General features: G+C 77.5%; 2 protein-coding genes (1 of these 2 running past the window's edge). Both read left to right on the plus strand.

What is annotated here, in order from left to right; all coding sequences use genetic code 11:
• Positions 1-12,648 carry a non-ribosomal peptide synthetase gene (locus tag NPS70_RS03275; protein ID WP_256522396.1) on the plus strand — a complete coding sequence of 4,216 codons (12,648 nt, stop codon included), beginning with the start codon at positions 1-3 and terminating at the stop codon, positions 12,646-12,648.
• Positions 12,645-20,066, plus strand: partial view of an SDR family NAD(P)-dependent oxidoreductase gene (locus NPS70_RS03290; protein ID WP_305885390.1) — the 5' portion only. The gene runs 12,609 nt beyond the window's last position; 7,422 of the gene's 20,031 nt are visible here — the first part of the coding sequence; the start codon lies at positions 12,645-12,647; the stop codon falls past the right edge of the window. The genes NPS70_RS03275 and NPS70_RS03290 overlap by 4 nt, the downstream gene beginning before the upstream one ends.

Here is a 20,066-nt window from a genome sequence, read left to right on the forward strand (position 1 = left end):
ATGAACCAGGACAAGACGGCGGCCGACACGATCCTGAGGATCGTGTCGGAGGTCCTGCCGGAAGGGGCGGACCCGTCTCCCGACACCCCCCTGCGCGCGTACAGTCTGGGCTCGCTCGCCGCCGTCCGGCTGCTGGCCGAGATCCGGGCCGCGCTCGGCGCCACCGTCTCCCTGGAAGCGCTCCGGGGCGGGACGACGGTCCGGCAACTCGCGGAACTGGTCACCGGGTCCGCCGCCGGGCAGCCACCCGCCGACGGGCGCGGCGGCGGGAGCGCCGCGGACGGCGCGGGGGCGCCGGGCGCCGCCACGGCGGAGGGCACGGAGGCGGGGGACGCCGCCGCGCCCTTCCCGCTCACGCCGGTGCAGCAGGCCTACCTGGTCGGCCGCGATCCCGGGCTGGTCCCCGATCCGGCGGGTTGCCGGCTGTACCGGGAGTTCACCGTCCCCGGCCTCGACGCCGCCCGGATGGCCGACGCCTGGCGCTCCGTGGTCGCCCACCACGAGGCGCTGCGCCTCGCACCGGCCGGTGCCGCCGGGCAGCGCGTGCTCCCGGCCGACGACCCCGGAGCCGTTCCCGACGTCCCGCGGCACGACCTCCGCGACGCCGGCCGCGCGGAGTTCGCCCTCCACCTGGTCCGGGTGCGCGAGCGCCTCACCTGCGGTGAACTCACCGACGACGCGCCGCCGCACGCCGTGGAGCTGTCACTGGGCCCCGACGGCGGCGTGGTGCATCTGCTGATCGACGGCGCCGTCACCGACGGGCACGGCCTGGCCGTCGTCCTGCGCCACTGGTGGGAGCGGTACGAGGACCCGGAGCACCCCCTGCCGACTCCCGCCATGCCGCTGCGCGACGCCGTGCTGGCCCTGCGGCGGCGGCAGGGCACTCCCGCCCACGAGGAGGACCTGGCCTACTGGCGGGAGCGGCTGTCCGGTCTGCCGCCCGCCCCGGACGCCGCCCGCGTCCCGCAGCCCGTCGCGCCGCCGGGCGGGCACCCCCGCCGGGCGCTGGACGACACCCTGACGCCCGATCAGTGGCAGGCGCTCAAGCGCCGCGCCGCCGCTCTGGAGATCTCCCCCTCGGCCCTGGTCCTCACGGTCTTCACCGAGGCGGCCGGGCGCCACGGGTCCGCCGGTCCCTCCACCGTCGTGCTCACCACCGCGGACCGCGCCAGGCTGCCCCGGTCCGCCCAGGACCTGCCCGGCCCCTTCACCTCCACCGTCGTCTTCCCCGTCACGCCCGCGTTCGACCGCCCCTTCGACGAGGCGGCCCGGGAGGTGCACGACCGGCTCTGGCGCGATCTGGAGCACGGCGGCGTCTCCGGGGTGGAGGCGCTGCGCGCGCTGCGCGCCCCGGCCGGCGGCGGGTCCGCCCCCGTCCTCCCCGTGGTCTTCACCAGCCTCCTCGACACCGCGCACGAGGCACCGGGCGGCTTCGGCCGCGCCGTCTCCCACACGGTCGCCCGCACCTCCGGGGTGGCCCTGGACCACCAGATGTGGGAGGCGGACGGCGGGTTGCGCTGCCACTGGGACGTGACCGACGCCCTGCTCGCGCCGGGCGCGGCCGAACGGCTCTTCGCGGAGTTCGGGAACCGGCTGCGGGAACTCGCCGCCGGGGAGCCCGCGGCGGAGGAGACCCGCACGCTGAACCAGCTCCAGCAGGCGTACTTCGTCGCCCGGGTGCAGGACACCCGGCCCGGCAACGGCTGCCAGGTGTACCACGCCTTCCAGGTCGCCGGCCTGGGCGCCGAGCGCCTCGCCGAGCGTGCCGCGGACCGCTGGCACGCCATGACCGAGCGCTACGACGTGCTGCGGTCCTCGCTGCACCCCGACGGCACCCTGCGCGTCCGCCCGCAGGCAGGTCCGCGCCGCCGGGTCCCCGTGCTGCGTCCGCCCGCCGAAGACCGTGCGGGCTGGTTCGAGGAACTGCGGCACCGGCTGGCCGGCACCGCCTTCCCGCCGGGCCGCTGGCCGGCGGCCGAGCTGCTGGTCACCCCGGACGGCCCGGACGCGGCGACGGTCCACGTGGTGCTCGACCTCGCCCTCGCCGACGGCCGCAGCCTGCATCTGCTGATCCGCGAGCTCATGCGCGGATGCGCCACCGAGGAGGCGTGGCACCCCGCCCTGCCCGCCGGGGTGCCCACCCCCGAACCACCGTCCGAGGCCGCACGGGAGGCCGCCCGCGCCCACTGGCGCGACCGGCTGCGCGGGCTGCCGCCGGGCCCCGTACTGCGGACCGGCACCGAACGCCGCCGCACCCGCCGCTCCGGGACCCTCACCGGGTGGCGGGCGATCCACGAGGCCCTGACCCGGCGGGGACTCTCCCCCGACGCCGTGCTGGTCGCCGCGCTGACCGAGGCCCTGGCGACCGGCCTGCCGGACGACGACTTCAGCGTCGCCGCGGTCCGCTGGCGGCCGGGCGACGAGGCGCGGCGTCCCGGCGAGCACACCGGGCTCAGCTGGATACCCCACGGGCCCCGCACCCGGACACCGGCCGAACGCGCCGCGTCCTGCCACCGGCTGCTGGAGGCCGACACCCGGCACGGTGACGCCGTGGACGGCCTGGCGGAACTGCGCCGCCAGGTGCTGCGCCGCCGCGGCGGCGACGCCCACGCCTACGGGTTCCCCGTGGTGCACACCGGGCTGCTGGAACTCACCGAGCACCCGGCGCCGCCCTCGGTGCGCGGTGGGACCTGGCTCACCTACACGCCCGACGTCTCCCTGGACTCCATCTGCGTCGCGGAGGGGGACACCCTGCACTTCCACTGGGACGCGGTGGACGCCGACTTCCCCACCGGAGTCCTGGACACCGTGTTCGCGGCCTACCGGGAGCGGCTGAACGCGCTGCCGCCGGCCGGTTCCGTTACGCCGGAGGGGGACGGCGCAACGGTCGCCGCGCCCGGCTCGGCCGAACGCGAACTGGTGCTCCACGGATGGAACGCGACCGCCACCGCCCTGCCCGACGAACGCCCGGTGCACCGCTTCTTCGAGGACTGGGCCGCGCGCACCCCGGACGCCACCGCACTGCGCCACACCGGGGGCAGCCTCTCCTACCGCGCCCTGAACCGCCGGGCCAACGCGGTCGCCCGGCTGCTGCGTTCGGCCGGTGTCGGACCCGGCTCCCCGGTCGGGGTGCGCTACCGGCGCGGGCCCGGCATGGTCGCGGCCGTCCTGGGCGTCCTCAAGGCCGGCGGGGCGTACGTCCCGCTGGAGCACAGCCAGCCCGCGGCGCGGGCCGCCGCCATGCTGTCCGACGCCGGGGCCGAGGTGCTGCTGACCGACGAGGCGGGCGCGGACCCCGGCGGACCCGGCGGCGGCGTCCGCGTCCTGGTGACGGCGGCGGGCGAGGCCGCCGATGCCGACGCCGACCCGGAACTGGACAGCGACCCGGACCCGGGCACCGGGCCGCACGACCTGGCCTACGTCATCTTCACCTCGGGCAGCACCGGACGCCCCAAGGGCGTGGCCGTCACCCACCGCCCGGTGCGCAACCTGCTCAACTGGGCGTGGCGCACCTTCCGGTTCGGCCCCGGGGACACCGGCCTGATGGTCACCTCGCTCGGCTTCGACCTGTCCGTCTTCGACCTCTTCGGCCTGCTGGGCAGCGGGGCCTGCGTCCGTGTCGCGGACGAGTCGGAGCAGCGGGACCCCGCCCTGCTGCTGGACGTCCTGCTGCGCGAGCCGGTGACCTTCTGGAACTCCGCGCCCACCACGCTGGCACAGCTGCTGCCCCTGCTCCCCGGCCCGGCCGCCGGGCACCCGGGCACCGGGGACCTCCGGCTGGTCTTCCTCAGCGGCGACTACACCCCGCTGAACCTCCCCGGCGAGCTGCGGGCCGTCTTCCGCCGGGCCGACCTCATCAGCCTGGGCGGCGCGACCGAGGCCACCGTGTGGTCCAACTGGTTCCGGGTGCTGGAGGTGGATCCGGCCTGGCGCAGCATCCCCTACGGCCGCCCCGTCGACAACGCCCGGTACTACGTCCTGGACGCGGAGCGCCGGCCGTGCCGGATCGGCGTCGCGGGGGAGCTGTACATCGGAGGGGACTGCCTGGCCCGGGAGTACCGGGGACGCCCCGAGCTGACCGCCGAACGGTTCGTGCCCGATCCGTACGCCGGGACCGCGGACGCCCGCATGTACCGCACCGGCGACCGGGCCGTCTTCGGGCCGGACGGCGTGATCGAGTTCCTCGGCCGTGCCGACGACCAGGTGAAGATCCGGGGCTTCCGGGTGGAGCCCGGCGAGGTGGAGCACCGGCTGCGCAGCCATCCGGCGGTCCGCGACGTCAAGGTGCTGGCACGCCCGGACCCTTCGGGCGACCGCACCCTGGTCGCGTACGTGCTTCCGGACGGCGACGCCCCCACGGCCCGCGAGCTGCGGGCCTACGCGGCCGAGGCGCTGCCCGACTACCTGGTGCCCAGTCACGTCCGCTGCCTGGACGCCTTCCCGGCCACCGCCAACGGCAAGCTGGACCGCGAGGCCCTGCCCTGGCCGCCGGAGGACGCGTGCGCGCAGGAAGGGCCCGCGGAGCCCGATACGGCGGAGGCGCCGGACGCGGCGGACGGACCGGACCCGCGGACGGGCGGCGACGACCGCGCAGCGGCCCTCGCGCAGGAGATCGCCCGGTCCGCCGCGGAACTCATCGGCATCCCCGAGATCGCGCCCGACGCCGACCTGTGGGACGCGGGCGCCACCTCCTTCACCATGGTGCGGGTCTCCCAGGCACTGCACCTCCGCCACGGTGTGCGCATCCCGGTGAGCACCCTGCTGGAGGCGCCCACCGCGGCGGGCATCGCCCGCTCGCTCGCGGCGCTCCTCGCCGACGCCCCCGCCGCTGCGGACGGGGAGCCGACGCGGGAGGCGGGCGAGGGGCGGGAGGCGCCACGGGAGCCCGCCCCGGAGCGGACCGCCGGGCACCGGCCCGGCCGGGTCGACCCGCTGTCGGCCGCCGAGCGGGACGCCTTCAAGGCCGCCCGCTGGAACCTGCGCGCACCCGACCCGGCCGAGGCGGAGGTGGCGCTCCCGCCCGCCGAGGTCCCCGTGGAGCACTACACGGCGCGCACCAGCCGCCGGACGTACGCCGCCGGACCGCTCCCCGCCGACGCGCTGTCCGCGCTGCTCGCCCCGCTGCGGGAGCGCCACGTCGGCGGGCGCGCCCGCCGCACCTACCCGTCGGCCGGGGACACCTATGCCGTCCAGGTGTATCTGCACCTCAAGCCGGACGCGGTGACCTCGCTCCCCGGCGGGGTGTACTACTACGACCCGGAGCGGCACGCGCTGCGGCTGGTGAACCCCGCCCCGGACATCGACCGGACCGTCCACTTCGTCACCAACCGGCCCGTGTTCGACGGCGCGGGCTTCGAGCTGTACCTGGTGGGCCAGACCCACGGCATCGAGCCGCTGTACGCGTCCGACGCCGAGCGCTATCTGCTGGTCGAGGCCGGGTATCTCGGCCAGTCCCTGATGGCCGGCCAGGAGAGGTCCGGGGTGGGCCTGTGCCCCGTCGGCCAGGTGGCCTTCGACCGGGTCCGGAGCGCACTGCGGCTCGATCCCGGGCACCGCTATCTGCACGCCTTCCTCGGCGGCGGGCTCACCGTGCCCGCGTCGCGGCGGGCCTCTGCCGACGCGCCCGCGGCCGCCGCCGTCCACGCCCCGGCGCCACCCGCCGCCGCGGACTCCGGGAGACCCTACGAGACGGCGGTCGTCGGCCTGTCCGGCCGCTACCCCGACGCGCCGGACCCGGAGAGCCTCTGGCACCGCCTGCGCGGCGGCCACCGCGCGGTGCGGCCCGCGCCCGCCGGGCGGCTGCACCAGACGGGCGGGACGCCCGGCGGCTACCTGGACCTCGACGCCGGGCCGCAGGCGCCGGTGGCCGAGGCACTGGACCCCGCGCGGGGCCTCGGCCCCCGGCAGGCGGAGTGGCTGGACCCGCAGCTCCGGCTGCTGATGCACCTGGTGGGCGACTGCCTCCACGACGCCGGCCACACGCCGGGGAGCCTGCGGCGCGCCGCGCCCCGCACCGGGGTCTTCGTGGCCGCCATGTGGCCGGACCACCAGCTCAACGGCGCGGACCACTGGGCACGCACCGGACAGGCCGAGTTCTCCGGTATCGCCTCCGACCTTCCCAACCGCCTCTCCCACGCCCTCGGGCTGCGCGGGCCCAGCCTCGCCGTCAACACCTCCTGCTCCTCCTCGCTGACCGCGCTGCACCTGGCCCGGGAGTCGCTGCGCCGCGGTGAGTGCGAGGCGGCCCTGGTGGCAGCCGTGAACCTGGTGGCGCACCCGTACCACACCGCCCTGCTGGGCGGGCTCGGGCTCACGGCGCCCGACGGGGTGTCCGGGGCCTACGACGCGGTCGTCAGCGGCTGGTCCCCGGGCGAGGGGGGCGGCGCGCTGCTGCTGCGTCCGGCGGACGCGGCGCGGGCGGACGACGCTCCTCTGCACGGCGTCATCGAGTCCACCTGGCTGGGCTTCGCCGCGGGGGACCGCTTCGGTGCCCCGGACGTCGCGGCGCTGAGCGAGTCCCTGGCCCTGGCGGTGCGCCAGGCCGCGGTGGAGCCGGGGGACATCGGCTACGCGGAGTGCGCCGCCACCGGCGCGGCCCTCTCCGACGCGGCGGAACTCCAGGCCCTCCGCGAGGTCTTCGGCGACCGTGACGGCGGCCGGCTGCTGCCCGTGGGAACCCTCAAGCCCGCCATCGGCCACCTGGAGTCGGCCGCCGGTCTCGCGCAGCTGACGAAGGTCCTGCTCCAGATGCGGCACGGCACCCTCGCGCCCACCCTCCTCGCCGAACGGCGCAGCCCGCTGGTCGACTGGGACCGGCTGCCGCTGCGGGTCGTGTCCCGCGCCGAGCCGTGGCGGCCCCGGGACCCCGGGGTGCCCCTGCGCGCCCTGGTCAACGCGGTCGGCGCGACGGGCTCGCTGGCCCATGCCGTGCTCCGTGCCCCGGCGGCGGGCGAGCGGCCCTTCCCGGCACCGGCCGGTGACGCCCGGGCGGTTCCTGCTCCGGCGCCGCCCGCTTCCCCGCCCTCCGCCCTCCCCGTGACCGCGGCCGCCCCGGCAGCCGTGACCGTCGCCGCCCCGGGCGCCGGGGACGGGGCCGACGGCCCGGCGGCCGCCGTCGAGCAGCGTCTGACCGAGCTCTACGCCGAGGTGACCGGGGTGCCGCGGGCGGAGCTGGACCCGGCCACCCCCCTGGAGCGCCACGGGCTGACCTCCTTCGTGGTGGCCCGGCTGACCGCCCGGCTGCGGGAGGAGTTCGCCACCGTGCCCGCCACCCTCTTCTTCGAGCACCGGGACCTCGCCTCCGCGGCCCGTGCCCTGGCCGCCGCCTCCGGCCCGCGGAGCCTGCCGTCCGCCTCCCCTACCGCCGCCGAACGGCCCCCCGCCCCGCGCCCCGAGGGGATCGCCGTGATCGGTCTGGCGGGCCGCTACCCGGGCGCCGCCGACCTCGACGCCTTCTGGGACGTGCTGTCCCGGGGCCGGGACCAGATCCGGGCCCTGCCCGCGAGCCGGCGCCGGGGCCGCCCGGGGGAGGACCTCATGTGGGGCGGATTCCTCGACGGCCACGACCTGTTCGACCCGCAGCTGTTCGGGATCGCCCCCCGCACCGCCGACCTGATGGACCCGCAGGAACGCCTCTTCCTCGAAGTGCTCTGGGAGGCGCTGGAGGACGCGGGCTACCCCCGGGACCGGCTGCACCGCGTGCACGGCCACGCCCTCGGCGTCTACGTCGGCGCCATGCACAACGAGTACCCCTACCTCGGGGTGGAGTCCACGCTCGCCGGTTCCCCGCGGGCGACCGGAGCCACTCCCGGAGGCATCGCCAACCGGGCCTCGTGGTTCCTCGACGCACAGGGGCCCAGCCTCACCGTCGACACCATGTGCTCCGCCTCGCTGACCGCGCTGCACCTGGCCGTACGGGACCTGCGCGAGGGGCTGTGCGAGGTGGCCGTGGCCGGTGGCGTCAGCCTCTCGCTGCACCCCAACAAGTACGTGCAGCAGCGGGACATGGGCATGACCTCGCACGATCACCGCTGCCGCGGTTTCGGCGCGGACGGCGACGGCTTCATCCCGGGCGAGGGCGTCGGCGCGGTGCTGCTGAAGCCCCTGGACCGCGCCCTCGCCGACGGCGACCGGGTGCACGGCGTGATCCGGGGAACGGCGATCGGCCACGGCGGGCGGACCAACGGCTACACCGTGCCCGAACCGGCCGCCCAGGCCCGGGTCGTCGGTGCGGCGCTGCGTGCGGCCGGCCTGGCCCCCGGGGCGATCGGCTACGTCGAGGCGCACGGCACCGGCACCGCGCTCGGCGATCCGGTCGAGATCGCCGGTCTGCACGCCGCCTACGGCGCTCTGCCGCCCGGCAGCGTGCCCGTCGGCACCGTGAAGTCCCTGATCGGCCACCTGGAGGCGGCGGCCGGAATCGCCGGACTGACCAAGGTGCTGCTCCAGTTCCGGCACGGACGCCTGGCCCCCACCCTGCACGCCGAGCGGCCCAACCCGGAGATCGACTGGGCGGCCGTGCCGTTCCGGCTCCAGCGGGAGCCCGCCGACTGGCCGCGACCCGAGGGGGGCGCCCGCCTCGCCGGGCTGAGCTCCTTCGGCGCCGGCGGCTCCAACGCCCATCTGGTCGTCGAGGAGCCCCCGGCCGCCGCTTCCGAGCAGGGCGACGGCACCGGACCCGCCGCGGCCGCCGGGGCGGGGGAGGGCCGCGTCACCGAGCTGGTGGTGCTCTCCGCCCGGACCGCCGACGCCCTGACCGCCCTCGCCGGGCGTCTTGCCGCGGCCCTGACGGAGTCCGCTGACGGCCGGCGTCCCCCGGCCCTCCGCGACATCGCCCACACCCTGCGGATCGGGCGCGAGGAACTTCCGGAACGGGCCGCCTTCCTGGTCGCCACGGCCGACGAACTGCGCGTGCGGCTGCGGGACTTCGACGCCGACGGCACGGACCGGCCCGCCGGGGTGCTGCGCGGCCGGGCGGCGGCCGCGCCCCGCGCCGGGGAACGCCGGGACCCGCGGGGTAGCGAACTCGCGGAGATCGCCCGGACATGGGTGCGCGGAACCGGCTGGGACTGGGCGCTGCTGCCGGGCGCCACGGCGGCCGCCCTCGTCCCGCTGCCGTCCTACCCGTTCGCCCGGCGCCGCTGCTGGCCGCCCGAGCAGCCCCCGGCCGCGGCGGCCGCGGGTGCCACCCGGGACGCCGCGCCCGCGCCGCCGCCCGTCCCCGTGCCCCTGTACACGCGGACGTGGCGGGACCACGGGCCCGTGGGCGGGGCGGGCACCCCGGCACCGGAGACCGGCGGCGGCCGGGTGCTGGTGCTGGCCACCGAGGCCACGTGGGCGCTGGCCCGGGAGACCGTCCGGGCCCTGCGCCCGCTCGGCGCCGAGGTGCTCGTCGAGTCCGGGCACGGCAGCGCCGGCGGTCTCGGCGCCGGGGTCCGGAGGTTCCACGACGAGGCGACCCTGCTGGACGCCGCCGGGGACCTGACGACCTGCCGGGGCGTGATCGACCTCGCCGACCTCTGGCGCCCGGAGGAAGCGCCCGGCCCCTGGCGGGCCCGTACCGCCCTGATGCAGCGGCTGCCCCGCGCCGCCCGCGACGGCGGAACCCGGCGGCTGCGGCTGATGCTGGTGACCTCGGGCCTCCAGGAGCCGTCGGGCACTCGGCCGTCCTGGGCGGGCGCGCACCTGGCGGGCGTGCTGCGTGTGCTGCACGCCGAGCACCCCACGCTGGTTGACGCCACCCGGCTGGACACCGATCTGCCCTCCGCGGAGCAGATCGCCGGGGAGTGGCGGCTGCCGGAGGCCCCGGCCGAGGTATGCCACCGGAACGGGCGCAGACTGGTGCCCGACACCGTCCCGCTGCCCGGCGGGGTACCGGGCGCCGGATCCTTCACCGCCGACCCCGAAGCCGCGTACCTGGTCACCGGGGGCACCGGGGCGCTGGGTGCCCTGGCCGCCCGTTTCCTGGTGGAACGGGGAGCCCGCCGCATCGCGCTGACCGGGCTGCGGGCACTCCCCGACCGTGCGCGCTGGGACGATCCGGGCCTGCCCGCCGGGACCGCCCGCGCGGTGGAGGCCGTGCGGGAGCTGGAGCGCCGCGGTGCCACCGTGCTCACCCACGCCGGTCCGCTCTCCGACCGGCCCCGGCTCACGGCCTTCCTGGACCGCGTGCGCTCCCGGCTCGGTCCGCCGGCCGGGGTGATCCACTGCGCGGGGACGGGCTCCCGGGGGCCGGCGCCCTTCGCGGAGAAGGCCCTGGAGGACATCGCCGCCGTGCTGGAGCCGAAGACCGGCGGCCTGCGGGCCCTCGCCGAACTCACCGCGCAGGACCGGCCGTCGTTCTTCGTCGTCTTCTCGTCCGTCTCCTCGGCCCTGCCCCGGCTGGCGGCCGGAGTCGGCGACTACGCGGTGGCCAACGGCTGCGCGGACGCCTACGCCCGGTACCGGCGGCGGCTGGGCGACGCCGGGTTCCGCTCCGTGCAGTGGCCGGTGTGGCGGGACGGTCCCGCTCCTGCCGAGGCCGTCGGGGCCGCCGCCCGCGCGGGGCTCGGCACCCTCGCGACCGACGACGGCCTGGCCGTGCTGGAACGCCTGCTGGAGCCCGGTGGAGCACCGGTGGTGCTGGTCGCCCCGCCCGGCGGCGACACCGGTGCCGACCTCGGCGCCGACGCCGCGGGCGGCAGCGACCGCGAGGGTGGTGCGGGCGTGCCTCCCGGCGACGTGCCGCCCGGCGACGTGACGCCCGTCGCCGTCGCTCCCGGCCCGGTGCCCGGGGCGGAGGGCCCGGAGGTGCCCGGCTGGCTCGCCGGGCTCCTTGAGGACGTGGCCGGCATCCCGGCCGGGGAGCTGGACCCCGAGCGCTCCTTCACGGAACTGGGCGTGGAGTCCGTGATGCTGGCCGAGCTGGTGACCCGCATCGAGGCCCACACCGGACGGCCGCTCCAGCCCGCGGTCCTCCTGGACCACCCCACGCCCCGCGCCCTCGCCCGTCACCTGGCCCCGGCCGGAGGCGTGCCGCCGGAACCGGTGGAGGACCGCGGCCCGGACCCGGCGGAGTCCGGCGGCCCGGGGGAGACGCCCGTCCCTCCGGCCCCGCCGCGCCCGGTCCCGACTGTCCCGCCGCGCCCGGGCACCGCACCGGACGGCCCGGCGCTCGCGCCGGAAGCGGCCTCCGCCGGGCACTCCGCGCAGATCGCCGTCATCGGCATGGCCTGCCGCTTCCCCGGCGCAGCGGACCCGGACGGCTTCTGGGAGCTGCTCACGGCAGGCCGGCACGCCATCCGCGAGGTCCCGCCCGACCGCTGGGACACCGCCGCCCACTACCGCCCGGGCGGGACCGCCGCGGGCGGTGGCAGCGTGAGCCGGTGGGGCGGCTTCCTCGACGGGCTGGAGGAGTTCGACCCCGGCTTCTTCGGCATGACCGACGAGGCGGCCCGCACCACCGACCCCGCCGTCCGGCTCTTCCTGGAAGGCTCCGCGGCCGCGCTGCGCAGCGCCGGATACCGCGACGAGGAGGTCGCCGGACGGGCGGTCGGGGTCTTCGCCGGGGCGCGCATGTCCGGCTACCGGCACCGCGCCGGGCCGCCCGGCAGCGTGGCCGGGCTCGGCGGCGACCAGAACTTCATCGCCGCGATGCCCGCCCACCACTTCGACCTGCGCGGCCCCGCCCTCGTCGTGGACAGCGCCTGCTCCTCCGCACTGCTCGCGGTGCAGTCGGCCTGCCGCAGCCTGCTCGCCGGGGAGTCCGAGATGGCCCTCGCCGGCGGTGTCGAGGTGCTGCTCGACGAGGAGCCCTACCTGGAGTTCAGCGCGGCCCGCGCGCTCTCCCCCACCGGCCGGTGCCGGACGTTCGACGAACGCGCCGACGGGTTCGTCCCCGGTGAGGGCTGCGGCGTCCTGCTGCTCAAGCCCCTGCACGCGGCGCTCCGCGACGGGGACCGGATCACCGCGGTCATCGACGCGGTGGCCGCCAACAACGACGGCCGCACCATGGGGCTGACCACCCCCAGCCCCGCCTCCCAGGCGGCGCTGGTGAACGCGGCGCTCGCGGCGGCCGGTGCGAGGCCGGAGCAGATCGGCATGATCGAGGCGCACGGCACGGCCACGCTGATCGGGGACCCGATCGAGCTGCGCGCGCTCCAGGAGGTCTTCGCCGGGCGCGCCCCGGACGCGGGCCCCCTGCCCGTCGGCAGCGTGAAGTCCAACATCGGCCATCTGTTCAGCGCGGCGGGCATCGCCGGACTGATCAAGGCGGCCCTCGCCGTCGAACGCGGACTGATCCCGCCCACGGTGGGATGCGAAAGGCCCAACCCGCGCTTCGACTTCGAGAACTCCCCGCTGCGCGTCCAGCGGCAGTCCACCCCGTGGCCGGAGGCCGCCCGGCGGCTCGCCGGCGTCAGCGCCTTCGGCCTCGGCGGAACCAACGCCCATGCCGTGCTGGGCGGGCTGACGGCCGCGTCCCGCGCCCGGTACCGGCCGCTGCGCGCCCCGCTTCCGGCACCCAGGTTCCACCGCCGCAGGTGCTGGCTCGACCGCCCGCCCCAGCCGGGCGGGCGCCCCCCGGTGACCTCGCTGCTGCGGCTCACCTTCGCGGATCCCGGACCCGACCGCCCGTCCCCGGCTCTGCCCGCCGGAAAGGAGCACGCATGACCCAGCGGCAGCCCACGACCGGGGAAGCGCCGATCGTCGCCCGTCTCGACCTCGCGGACGACGACTTCATCATGCGCAACCACCGGGTCCACCAGGTCTCGGTGATGCCCGGGGTGACCTTCCTGGACATCCTCTGGCGGATCCTGCGCGCCCGCGGCCTGGACGACCAGCGGGCGTCGCTGCACCGCGTCCTCTTTCCGGAGGCGGTCGCGACCGCCTCCGGGCAAGGCCGCGAGATCCGCGTCACCCTGGCCGCGCCCGGCCCCGACGGCCGCCGCGCCGTCACCGCCGAGAGCCGCCCGTCCGGGCGTCCCGGGGCCTCCTGGCGGCAGAACATGCGCGCCGAACTCGGTTTCGACGACGAGCCCTCCACCGCTTCCCGCCCCGGGTCCCTCGACCCCCGGGCGCTGCGCGACGCGGCCCGGCGCACCTATCCGATGGACGAGCTCTACGCGCGGGCCCGTGCCGAGGACATCCGGCACGGCGCCGCCATGACCTGCCACGGGCCGCTGCACATCGGTGACGGCTATCTGCTCGCCGAGCTCACCCTCGACGCCGCGGCCCCCGCCGCGGACACCTTCCGGCTGCATCCGGCGCTCCTCGACGCCTCGACGATCGCCGCCTACGGACAGACGGAGGCGGCCTCGCGGGAGCCGTTCATCCCGGTCTACCTCGACCGGTTCCGGGCCTGGGCCCCGATCGGCCCGACCACGCTCGTGCACGTCCCGCACCCCGAGCGGATGGCCGCGACCGGTGACCTCATCACCAGCGACTACACCCTGTGCGATCCGTCCGGCCGGATCCTGGCCGAGTTCACGGGGCTGTCCTGCAAGCGCATCCGGCGCCCGGACCTGATCACGGCGCTGCTGGACGACGCGCCGGACGCCGCCCGTGGCCCGGTGGCCCTGAACGGGGCCCCCGCGGCCCGGGCCGCCGTCCCCGCCGCCGCCCCGAGCGGCGGGGGCACGACGGCCGGCTCCCCGCGGGACGCCTACCGGGCGCTGCTGCGCCGCCTGGTCGCGGACGCGCTGCACACCGACCCGCCGAAGGTCGGCACGGACACCGGGTTCTACGAACTGGGCCTGGAGTCGGTGGACCTGCTCGGCATCAGCCGTGCCCTGGAGGACGCCGTCCAGGGCACGCTGTACCCCACGCTGCTCTTCGAGTACCAGACCATCGAGGTGCTCGCCGGGCATCTGGCGGAGACCTACGGGCCACCGGCGGCGGCCCCGGCCGGCCCGCCCGGGAGGGAGGCCGGTGACGCGCCCGAGGGGGAGGCCGGCGACCCGGGGGCGGCCGGCCTGTTCCGGCCCGTCTGGACACCCGCCGAGACGGCGGCCACCACCGGCTCCGCCGCTCCGGCACCCGAGGGTCCGGTGCTGGTCCTCCCCGGGCCCCACGCCCCGCACGGTCTGCTGCCCGCCCTGCGCCGGGCGCTGCCCGAGCGCCGGTTCCTGCCGGTGGACGACGCCACGGCGGACGGCGGGGACCCGGCGGCCGTCGTGGACGGGCTGGACGGCCCGCCCGGCTGCGTGGTGCTCCCGCTGCCGGAGCCGGGCGACGACCCGGTACGACCCGCGCACGCCCTGCTGCGCCTCGCCCAGGCCCTCACCCGCCGCTGGCCCGCCCGCACCACGCTGCTCCTGGCGACGCACCCCGCGCCGTCCGGAGGGGCGGACGCCGCCCGCCCGGCGGTGGGCGCGCTGGCCCGCTGCCTCACCGGCGAGTCCCCGCGGCTGGACTGCCGGGTCGTGGAGGTCGACCGGTGGGAGGCCGACCCCGTGGCCGACGCCGTGGCCCGGGAGACGCGCGCTCCCGCGGCTCCCCAGGTGCGGTACCGCACCGGTCGCCGCGAGGCGCGCGTCTTCCGCGCGGAGCCCGCCGCGCCCGCCGCGCCCGCCGCGAGCCCGCTGCGTGAGCGCGGCGTCTACGTGGTCTCCGGTGGCGCCGGCCGGCTGGCCGGGCTGCTCGCGGAGCACCTGGCCTGCCGGTTCCGCGCCCGTATCGCCCTCCTGGTACGCCGCCCGGTGACCGCCGGGCAGCAGGTCTGGGCCGAAGGGCTGCGCGCCCGGGGCGCCGAGGTGTGCTGGCTCACCGCGGACCTCGGCCGCGAGGACGAGGTGCGGACCGCCCTGGCCCGGGTGCGCAGGGAGTTCGGCCCGGTGAACGGCGTCTTCCACACGGCAGGCACCGTGTCGGACGGGCTGTTCCCCGGCAAGACGCGTGCGGACCTGGACCGGGTGGCCGCCCCCAAGGTGCTGGGCGCGCTGCACCTGGACGAGGCCACCCGGGACGACCCGCTGGACCTCTTCGTCCTCTACTCCTCCCTCTCCGCCTCCCAGGCCGTCGCGGGCCAGAGCGACTACGCCTTCGCCAACGCCTTCCTGGAGCACTTCGCCGACGAGCGCGTCCGCACCGGCCGCCCCGGCCGCACGGTGGCCGTCGGCTGGCCCATGTGGGCCGACGGCGCCATGCGACTCGGCGAGGAGGACGTGGCGCACTCCCGCCGTACCCGCGGCACCTGGCCGATGCCGACGGACGCCGGGCTCGGGCTGCTGGACACCGCGCTGGCCGGAGCCCCCGGCACCGTCGTCGCCGTGTACGGCGACCCCTCGCGGATCGGTGACGTCCTGCCCGCTCCCCGGGCGACCGCGACCGCGACCGGCCGGACCCCGGCGGTCCGCCCCGACCGGGCCGACGAACCGGTCGCGGTCGTCGGCATCGCGGGCGCGTACCCGCAGGCGCCCGACCTCGACGCGTTCTGGCGCAACCTGTCCGGCGGGCGCGACAGCATCGTGGAGGTCCCGGGCGACCGCTGGGACCACGACGCCTACTTCACACCGGGCGACCCCGTGCCCGGCCGCACCTACGGCCGCTGGGGCGGGTTCCTCGACGGCGTGGACCTCTTCGACCGGTCCTTCTTCGGCATCTCCCGCCGTGACGCCGAGCGCATGGACCCCCAGGAGCGGCTCTTCCTGACGACCTGCTGGCGGACCCTCCAGGACGCCGGCTATCCGCCGCACGCGCTCGACGGCGAGAGCGTCGGCGTCTACGCCGGAGTGATGTGGAACCACTACCAGCTGCTCCGGGACCAGGGCGTCGCCCCGGCCGCCATGCACGCGTCGGTGGCCAACCGCGTCTCGTACACCCTGGGGCTGACCGGCCCCAGCATGGCGGTGGACACCGCCTGTTCCTCCTCGCTCACCGCGGTGCACCTCGCCATGGAGAGCATCCGCCGCGGCGAGTGCACCCTCGCGCTCGCCGGCGGGGTCAACGTCACCGTGCACCCGCAGAAGTACCTCCAGCTCGCCCAGGGGCAGTTCCTCTCCGCCGACGGCCGGTGCCGGAGCTTCGGCGCGGGGGCCACCGGCTACGTGCCGGGGGAGGGCGTGGGGGCGGTGCTGCTCAAGGCGCTGTCCGGCGCGCTGGAGGACGGGGACCGCGTGCTGGGCGTGCTGCGCGGTTCCGCCGCCAACCACACCGGCCGGACCAGCGGCTTCACGGTGCCCAACCCGGACGCCCAGGCCGACCTGATCCGCGCGGCCCTGCGCCGGGCGGGCTGCGACCCGGCCACCGTCGGCTACGTCGAGGCCCACGGCACCGGGACCGCGCTGGGCGATCCGGTGGAGATCCGGGGACTGCGCAAGGCGTTCGCGGACAGCGGGGCCGGCGAGGGCGGCATCGCCGTCGGGTCGGTGAAGTCCAACATCGGGCACCTGGAGAGCGCGGCGGGGATCGCCGGGCTGAGCAAGGTGCTGCTCCAGATGCGGCACCGCACCCTGGTGCCCTCGCTTCACTCGGGGGAACTCAACCCCCATCTGGAGCTGGAGGGTTCACCCTTCCGCATCCCGCAGCGCGCCACGCCGTGGCACCCGGCCCCCGGGGCACCCCTGCGCGCGGGCATCAGCGCGTTCGGCGCGGGAGGGGCCAACGTCCACCTGGTCGTGGAGAGCCACGAGGCCCCGGCCGGGGAGCCGGAAGACGGCGGGAGCGGACCGCAACTCGTGCTGCTCTCCGCCCGGGACGAGGAGGGGCTGCGGTCCTACGCGGACGCCGTCGCCGCGTCCCTGGCCGGGAGCGAGCCGGGGGCCACCGCCGCCGGCCGGGGCGGTGCGGAGGCCGCGGTCGCGGTCGCCGCCGAGCTGCTGGGCGTCGACCCCGCCGAGATCGACCCCGCCGCTCCGCTGGCGGAGCTGGGGCTGGACCCGGCCACCGGCCGGGAACTGGCACGGCGGCTGGGCGAGTTGCCCGGGGGCGGTGAGCTGCCGCCCCGGGCCCTGGCCCCGGAGGCCACCCTGGCCGGGCTGGCCGCCCGGGCGGCGCCGGGCGGCGCGTACCGGTCCGCCGGTGTCGCCGACGTCGCCTACACCCTCCAGGCCGGGCGCACACCCCTGGACCACCGGCTCGCCGTGGTGGTGCCGGCCGGCACGGCGGCGGCACAGCGGAGCGAACTGCTCGCGGTGCTGGAGGGGTTCGCGAGCGGTCAGTCCGCGCAGCCCGCCCGCTGGGTGCGGGGCACCCGGCGTCCCGCCGGGGAGCACCCCGCCCTGTCCGCCGAGGAGGCGGCCCGGTCGCTGCGCGGGGCCCGGCTGCCCGAACTGGCCCGCGCCTGGGCGGACGGCGCCGACGTGCCGTGGGAACGGGCGCGGGCCCTCGCCGGGCTGCCCCGCGGGCGCCGGGTGGCGCTGCCGGTGCCGCCGCTGCGCGAGGAACGCTGCTGGCTGGGCCGCTGGCGTGACGGCGCCCCGGCGGCGGACGGGCCCGTGGCGGCCGCCCCGTCGCCCGGGCCGTCCGCCGCGGTGCCGTCGCCCGGGCCGTCCGCCGCCCCGGTCCCGTCGTCCCGGCCGTTTGTCGCCGTCCCGGTCCCGTCGCCGGAGCACGAGCCGCGGGGGCCCGCGGTGGAGCTGCGGGTGCTGGAGGACGGGGTCGCCCTGGTGGTGATGCGCGGGGGCAGCAACATGTTCACCGAGGAGACGGTGCGCGGCCTGGAGGACGCCTTCGCCCGGATCGGGGACGACGACTCCGTCGGCGCTGTCGTCCTCACCGGCGAGGGCCCGGCGTTCAGCATGGGGGGAACCCCGGAGGCGCTGGAGAAGCTGGCCCGGGGGGAGGGCAGCTTCACCGACGTGCCCTTCCTCTACGAGGGGCTGCAACGCTGCGACCGCCCGGTGGTCGCGGCGCTCTCCGGCCATGCGTCCGGCGGCGGGCTGGCCTTCGGGCTGCACGCCGACGTGGTGCTGATGGCCCGCGAGGGCATGTACGCGGCCAGCTTCCTCGCCTACGGCTTCACCCCGGGCATGGGCGCGACCCGGGTGCTGGAGCGCCGCTTCGGCGCCTCGGTGGCGGCCGAGATGTGCTACTCGGGCAGGCCGCTCAGCGGCGCGGAGCTGGAACGCCGCGGTGCCGGAGTGTCGGTGCTGCCGCGGTCCGAGGTGCTGCCCGCCGCGCTCTCCCTGGCCAGGGCGATCGCCGCCCGCCCCCGCACGGCGGTCCGGGCGCTCAAGCGGGAGCTGGCACAGCGCACTCTGGAGGAGCTGACGACCGTGGTCGAACGTGAGGCGGAGCTGCACCGGCAGGTGCTGGACGCGGACGCCGTGGCGCGGGTGCGCGGCCACGCCGACCGGGTGCGTCACTACGCGGCCGGAGAGGGGCCGAAGCCGGCACGGGCATCCGCGGCGGTTCCTCCGGCGGGAGCCCGCCGGGAGCCGCGGGAGGCGGGAGCGGCGGTCACCGTACGGCTGGAGCCGGTGGAGCCGGTGGAGCCGCCCTCCGCCGTGGGAGCCGCCGCGCCGTCTCCCGGGCCGGCCGAGGGGCAGATCGCCTCCCCACCCCCGCCCGGCATCGGCCAGGAGGCCGTCGCGGCCGTGCTGACGGGCACGCTGTGCGGCCACCTGTACCTGGAGGAGGAGGAGATCGACCCTGCCCGCACCTTCCAGGAGCTGGGCGTGGACTCGCTCGGTGCGGTGGAGGTCGTGCGCGATCTCAACGAGCACTTCGGGCTCGGGCTGGAGTCCACGGTGGTCTACGACCATCCGACGGTGGACCGGCTCGCCGCCTTCGTCGTGGCGGAGGCCGCGCGGGGCGGTGCCCTGCACACCGCCGCGGTGGCCGCCCCGGAACCCGCCCCGGAACCCGCCCCGGAACCCGCCCCGGAACCCGCCCCGGAACCCGCCCCGGAACCCGCCCCGGTGGAAGCCGGCACAGGGGAGGCCGCCGTCCCCGGGGAGGCCGCGGAGCCCCGGCCCCCGGCCGCCCCGGCCGCCGTGGAGCCGGTGGTGCTGGACCCGGTGCCCGTGCCTGCGCCCGCGCCGCGCACGCCCCGGGACGCTCCCGCGGCGCCGGCCCCCGCCCCGGAACGCCGTGGCGCGACCGACATCGCCGTCATCGGCATGGCCGGGCGCTTCCCCGACGCCCCCGACCTGGACTCCTTCTGGGCCAACCTGCTCGCGGGCCGGAACGGCGTGCGCGAGGTGCCCCCCGAGCGCTGGGACCTGCGGCGCCACTACCACCCGGATCCGTCCGCCCCCGGCCGCAGCTACAGCAAGTGGGCCGCGCTCCTCACCGACATCGACCGCTTCGACGCCGCCTTCTTCCGGCTCTCGCCCCGCGAGGCCGAGCGGATGGACCCGCAGCAGCGTCTCTTCCTCCAGGAGGCATGGACCGCCCTGGAGGACGCCGGGTACGCGACCCCCGGCACGCATCGCGCCCGCTGCGGCGTCTTCGTGGGGGCCGGGACGGGCGACTACCTGGAGCGGCTGCGGGCGGCCGGCGAGGATCTCGGCGGCTCCGCCTTCCTCGGCAACTCTCCCTCGATCCTGGCCGCACGGATCGCCTACCACCTCGACCTCGGCGGGCCCACGCTCTGCGTCGACACGGCCTGTTCCTCCTCCCTGGTCGCGATCCACCTGGCCGTGAGCAGCCTGCGCTCGGGCGAGTGCGACACGGCGGTGGCCGGCGGCGTCGCGCTGATGACCGGTCCACGGATGCACGTGTGGACCAGCGCCGCCGGCATGCTCTCCCCGACCGGCCGCTGCGCGCCCTTCGACGCCTCCGCGGACGGCATCGTGCTGGGCGAGGGCGTCGGCGCCGTGGTCCTCAAGCCGCTGGACCGGGCGCTGGCCGACGGGGATCAGGTGCACGCCGTCATCAAGGCGACCGGTGTCAACGGCGACGGCCGCAGCAACGGCATCACCGCCCCCAGTGCCGAGGCGCAGACCTCCCTGCTGCGCGAGGTGCACGCCCGCGCCGGGCTGGGCGACGGCGGGGCCGGGCTCGGCTACCTCGAAACCCATGGCACCGGAACTCCGCTGGGCGACCCCATCGAGGCCCGCGCTCTGCGGAACGTCTTCCGGCCCGCGCCCCGCGGCCCCCGGCTGCTCATCGGCTCGGTGAAGTCCAACATCGGCCACACCACGATG

The sequence above is a fragment of the Streptomyces sp. C10-9-1 genome (assembly GCF_024497955.1).
GTDB classification, from domain to species: Bacteria; Actinomycetota; Actinomycetes; order Streptomycetales; family Streptomycetaceae; genus Streptomyces; species Streptomyces sanyensis.

Excerpts from the sequence above, each read along its gene's own strand:
- NPS70_RS03275 (WP_256522396.1), top strand. The coding sequence starts at position 1 with ATGAACCAGGACAAGACGGCGGCCGACACGATCCTGAGGATCGTGTCG.